Source organism: Arenimonas sp. (assembly GCF_019459675.1).
Lineage (GTDB): Bacteria > Pseudomonadota > Gammaproteobacteria > Xanthomonadales > Xanthomonadaceae > Arenimonas.
The window spans coordinates 1-3,735 of record NZ_JAIBFH010000190.1; the positions used below are offsets into that span (position 1 = coordinate 1).

Here is a 3,735-nt window from a genome sequence, read left to right on the forward strand (position 1 = left end):
CCGGCCGGGGCCGGGCCCGCGGGGGGGGGCCCTTCACGCCGCGGCCTTTCGGGCTAAACTTCCCGACCCGAACTATACCGGTGGCTCAATGAGCTGGCTGACCAAACTGATGCCCTCGCGCATCCGCACCGAGGGCGGCGGCAAGCGCGCCGTGCCCGAGGGCCTGTGGGAAAAGTGCGACCGCTGCGGCGCCGCGCTTTACGGCCCCGAGCTCGAGAAGAACCTGCGCGTGTGCCCCAAGTGCAACCACCACATGAGCATCGGCGCGCGCGAGCGCCTGGTGGCCTTCCTGGACGACGAGGGCGGCGAAGAAATCGGCGCCGCGCTGGGTCCGGTCGACGCACTGCACTTCAAGGACCAGAAGAAATACGCCGAGCGCATCAAGGCGGCGCAGAAGGCCACCGGCGAGCGTGACGCGATGGTGGCCGTGCAGGGCAAGCTCAAGGGTCACCCGGTCTGCGTGGCGGCGTTCGAGTTCCGCTACATGGGCGGCTCCATGGGTTCGGTGGTGGGCGAGAAGTTCACCCTGGCGGCCGAGCGCGCGCTGGAAGTGGGCTGCCCCCTGGTCTGTTTCTCGGCCACGGGCGGCGCCCGGATGCAGGAAGGCCTGTTCTCGCTGATGCAGATGGCCAAGACCTCGGCGGCCCTAGGGCGGCTGCGCGCGGCCGGGCTGCCGTTTGTGTCGGTGCTTACGCACCCGACCACCGGCGGCGTTTCGGCTTCGCTGGGCATGCTGGGCGACATCAACGTGGGCGAGCCGCATGCGCTGATCGGCTTCGCCGGCCCGCGCGTGATCGAACAGACCGTGCGCGAGACCTTGCCGGAAGGTTTCCAGCGCTCGGAGTTCCTGGTCGAGCATGGCGCCGTGGACCTGATCATCGACCGCCGCCAGATGCGCGACAAGCTGGGCGCGCTGCTGGCGCTGATGATGCGCCAGCCGATGACGGCGCCCGATCCCGCGCCCAGCGCCGATTGAGCCGGCCTTGAGCACGCGCAAGTACTTCGGCACAGACGGTATCCGTGGCCGGGTCGGTGATTTCCCGATCTCGGCCGATTTCATGCTGCGCCTGGGCGCCGCGGCCGGCCGGGTGCTGGTGGGCGACGGCAACGACCACGCCACGGTGGTCATCGGCAAGGACACCCGCATCTCGGGCTACATGTTCGAAGCCGCGCTGGAGGCCGGGCTGGTGGCGGCCGGCGCCGACGTGCGCATGCTGGGCCCGATGCCGACCCCCGCCGTGGCCTACCTGACGCGTTCGCTGCGCGCCGATGCCGGCATCGTCATCAGCGCCTCCCACAACCCGCACTACGACAACGGCATCAAGTTCTTCTCGGCCCAGGGCGAAAAGCTCGCCGACGCCATCGAAGCCGCGATCGAAGCCGAGCTGGACCAGCCGTTCCGCACCCGCCCGTCCGAGCAGTTGGGCAAAGCCTCGCGCGTCACCGACGCGCTGGCCCGCTACGCCGAGTTCTGCAAGACCACGGTGCCCGAAGACTTCGCGCTGTCGGGCATGAAGATCGTCATCGACTGTGCCCACGGCGCGACCTACCAGGTGGCCCCGCGCGTGTTCTCCGAGTTTGGCGCCGAGGTTCACGAGATCGGTACCGAACCCAACGGCCTGAACATCAACGACGGCGTCGGCTCGACGCATCCGCAGGCCCTGATCGCCCGCGTGCTTGAAACCGGCGCCGACCTCGGCATCGCCTTCGACGGCGACGGCGACCGTGTGCTGATGGTGGACGGCGACGGCCGCCTGGTGGACGGTGATGGCCTGGTTTATCTGCTGGCCCGCGACTGGCACGCTTCCGGCCGCCTGACCGGGCCGGTGGTGGGCACGCTGATGACCAACTACGCGATGGAGCGCTCGCTGGGCGAGGGCGGCATCGAATTCCTGCGCGCCAGGGTGGGCGACCGCTTCGTGCACCAGGCGCTGGTGAAGGGCGGCGGCGTGCTGGGCGGCGAAGCCTCGGGGCATTTGCTGTGCCTGGACCGCGCCAGCACGGGCGACGCCATCGTCAGCGCGCTGCAGGTGCTGGAGGTGCTGCGCCGCACGCAGCAGACCCTGGCGCAGTCGCAGGCCGGCTACCGCCCGCTGCCCCAGCAGACCGTGAATGTGCGCATCGCGCCCGGCGCCAGGCCGCTCGATGACGCCCGGGTGCAGCGGGCCCAGGCCGAGGCCGAAGCCGCCCTGCAGGGCCGTGGCCGCCTGGTGCTGCGCCCGTCCGGCACCGAGCCGGTGGTGCGCGTCACCGTGGAAGCGGACGACGAAGCGCTGATGAACCAGGTGCTGGAGCGGCTGGCCAGCGTGGTGCGCGCCGCGACTTGAGCCGCGTCAACGCCGCGCGCACGGTTCCACCCTTAAACTCCAACCCTCAACCGACCCGGACAAACGCCGTGACCGCAAGCATCCCCACCCTCGACATCCAGCGCTTCGACACCGACCGCGATGCCTTCGTCGCCGAGCTCGGCGCCGCTTACCGCGAATGGGGCTTCGCCGGAATCCGCAACCACGGCATCCCGCAGGCGCAGATTGACGCCGCCTACGGCGTGTTCCAGCGCTTCTTCGCGCTGCCCGAGGCAACCAAGCGCAGCTACCACGTGCCCGGCAGCGGCGGTGCGCGCGGCTACACGCCGTTCGGCATCGAGACCGCCAAGGGCGCCAAGTACTCCGACCTCAAGGAATTCTGGCACGTGGGCCGCGAGATCCCGCGCGATTCCAAGTACGCCGACGTGATGCCGCCCAACCTGTGGCCGGCCGAAGTGCCCGAGTTCAAGGACGTGGCCTACGGCCTGTTCCAGGCCCTGGACCAGCTGGGTTCGCGGGTGCTTTCGGCGCTGGCGCTGCACATCGGCCTGCCGGTGGACTACTTCGCCGACAAGACCAACTTCGGCAACTCGATCCTGCGCCCCATCCATTACCCGCCGATCACCGCCGACGACGTGCCCAACGTGCGCGCCGGTGCGCACGAGGACATCAACTTCATCACCCTGCTGGTGGGCGCCAGCGCCGCCGGCCTGGAAGTGCTGTCGCGCAAGGGCGAGTGGGTGGCGTTCACGGCCGAAGCCGACACCATCGTGGTCAACATCGGCGACATGCTGCAGCGCCTGAGCAACCACGTTTACCCGTCCACCACCCACCGCGTGGTGAATCCGCCGGGCGAGGCGGCGCGCAAGCCGCGCTATTCCACGCCGTATTTCCTGCATCCCAACCCGGACTTCGTCATCAAGACCCTGCCGGGCTGCATCAGTGCGGAAAATCCCGACCGCTACCCGACCGCCATCACCTCGCACGAGTACCTGATGGAGCGGCTGCGCGAGATCAAGCTGGCCTGAGGCGGTCGCGCGGCCGAGCGATCAGTCGGCGTCGCGGAAGTCCTTCGACCGTGAGCCGATCAAGGCCCGCGCCACGCTGTCGGGCAGGTATTTGCACAGCGTGGCGATGATGCGGTTGCTGCGGCCGGTGACCACCCGCGGCTTGCCCGCCTCCACCGCGTCCACGCCCAGCCGGGCGACGGCCTCGCTGCTGAGCCAGATGCCCTTGGGCAGCTTGGCCACTTTGTCGCGCATGCCGTTGACGTCGTGGAATTCGCTGTAGGTCATGCCCGGACACAGCGCCGTGACGTGCACGCCGCGCGGCCGTGACTCCTGGTCGAGCGACTCGGAGAAGCGGATCAGCCACAGTTTGGTGGCGCCATACAGGGTATGCCCGGCGCTGGCGGGCACCAGGCCCGCCA

4 protein-coding genes are annotated in these 3,735 nt (G+C 69.4%); 3 read left to right on the forward strand and 1 reads right to left on the reverse strand.

From position 1 onward, the window contains the following. Positions 1–88 precede the first annotated feature (88 nt). The 3 genes from accD (at position 89) to K0M70_RS06675 (ending at position 3,334) form a co-directional block, all read left to right on the forward strand. Positions 89–976 (forward strand): acetyl-CoA carboxylase, carboxyltransferase subunit beta, encoded by an 888-nt coding sequence (accD, locus tag K0M70_RS06665; protein ID WP_290780841.1) that lies wholly within the window; start codon positions 89–91, stop codon positions 974–976. A 7-nt stretch (positions 977–983) separates the two neighbouring features. Continuing rightward, entirely contained in the window at positions 984–2,327 is a 1,344-nt protein-coding gene (glmM, locus tag K0M70_RS06670) for a phosphoglucosamine mutase (protein WP_290780843.1), read from the forward strand. A gap of 68 nt (positions 2,328–2,395) precedes the next feature. Beyond that, positions 2,396–3,334: a 2-oxoglutarate and iron-dependent oxygenase domain-containing protein gene (locus K0M70_RS06675; RefSeq protein WP_290780845.1), complete on the forward strand. Its 939-nt coding sequence runs from the start codon at positions 2,396–2,398 to the stop codon at positions 3,332–3,334. 21 nt (positions 3,335–3,355) lie between these two features. Here K0M70_RS06675 and K0M70_RS06680 read toward each other — a convergent pair. Next, the coding region (locus K0M70_RS06680) for an SDR family NAD(P)-dependent oxidoreductase (RefSeq protein ID WP_290780847.1) at positions 3,356–3,735 on the reverse strand (380 nt) is incomplete at its 5' end.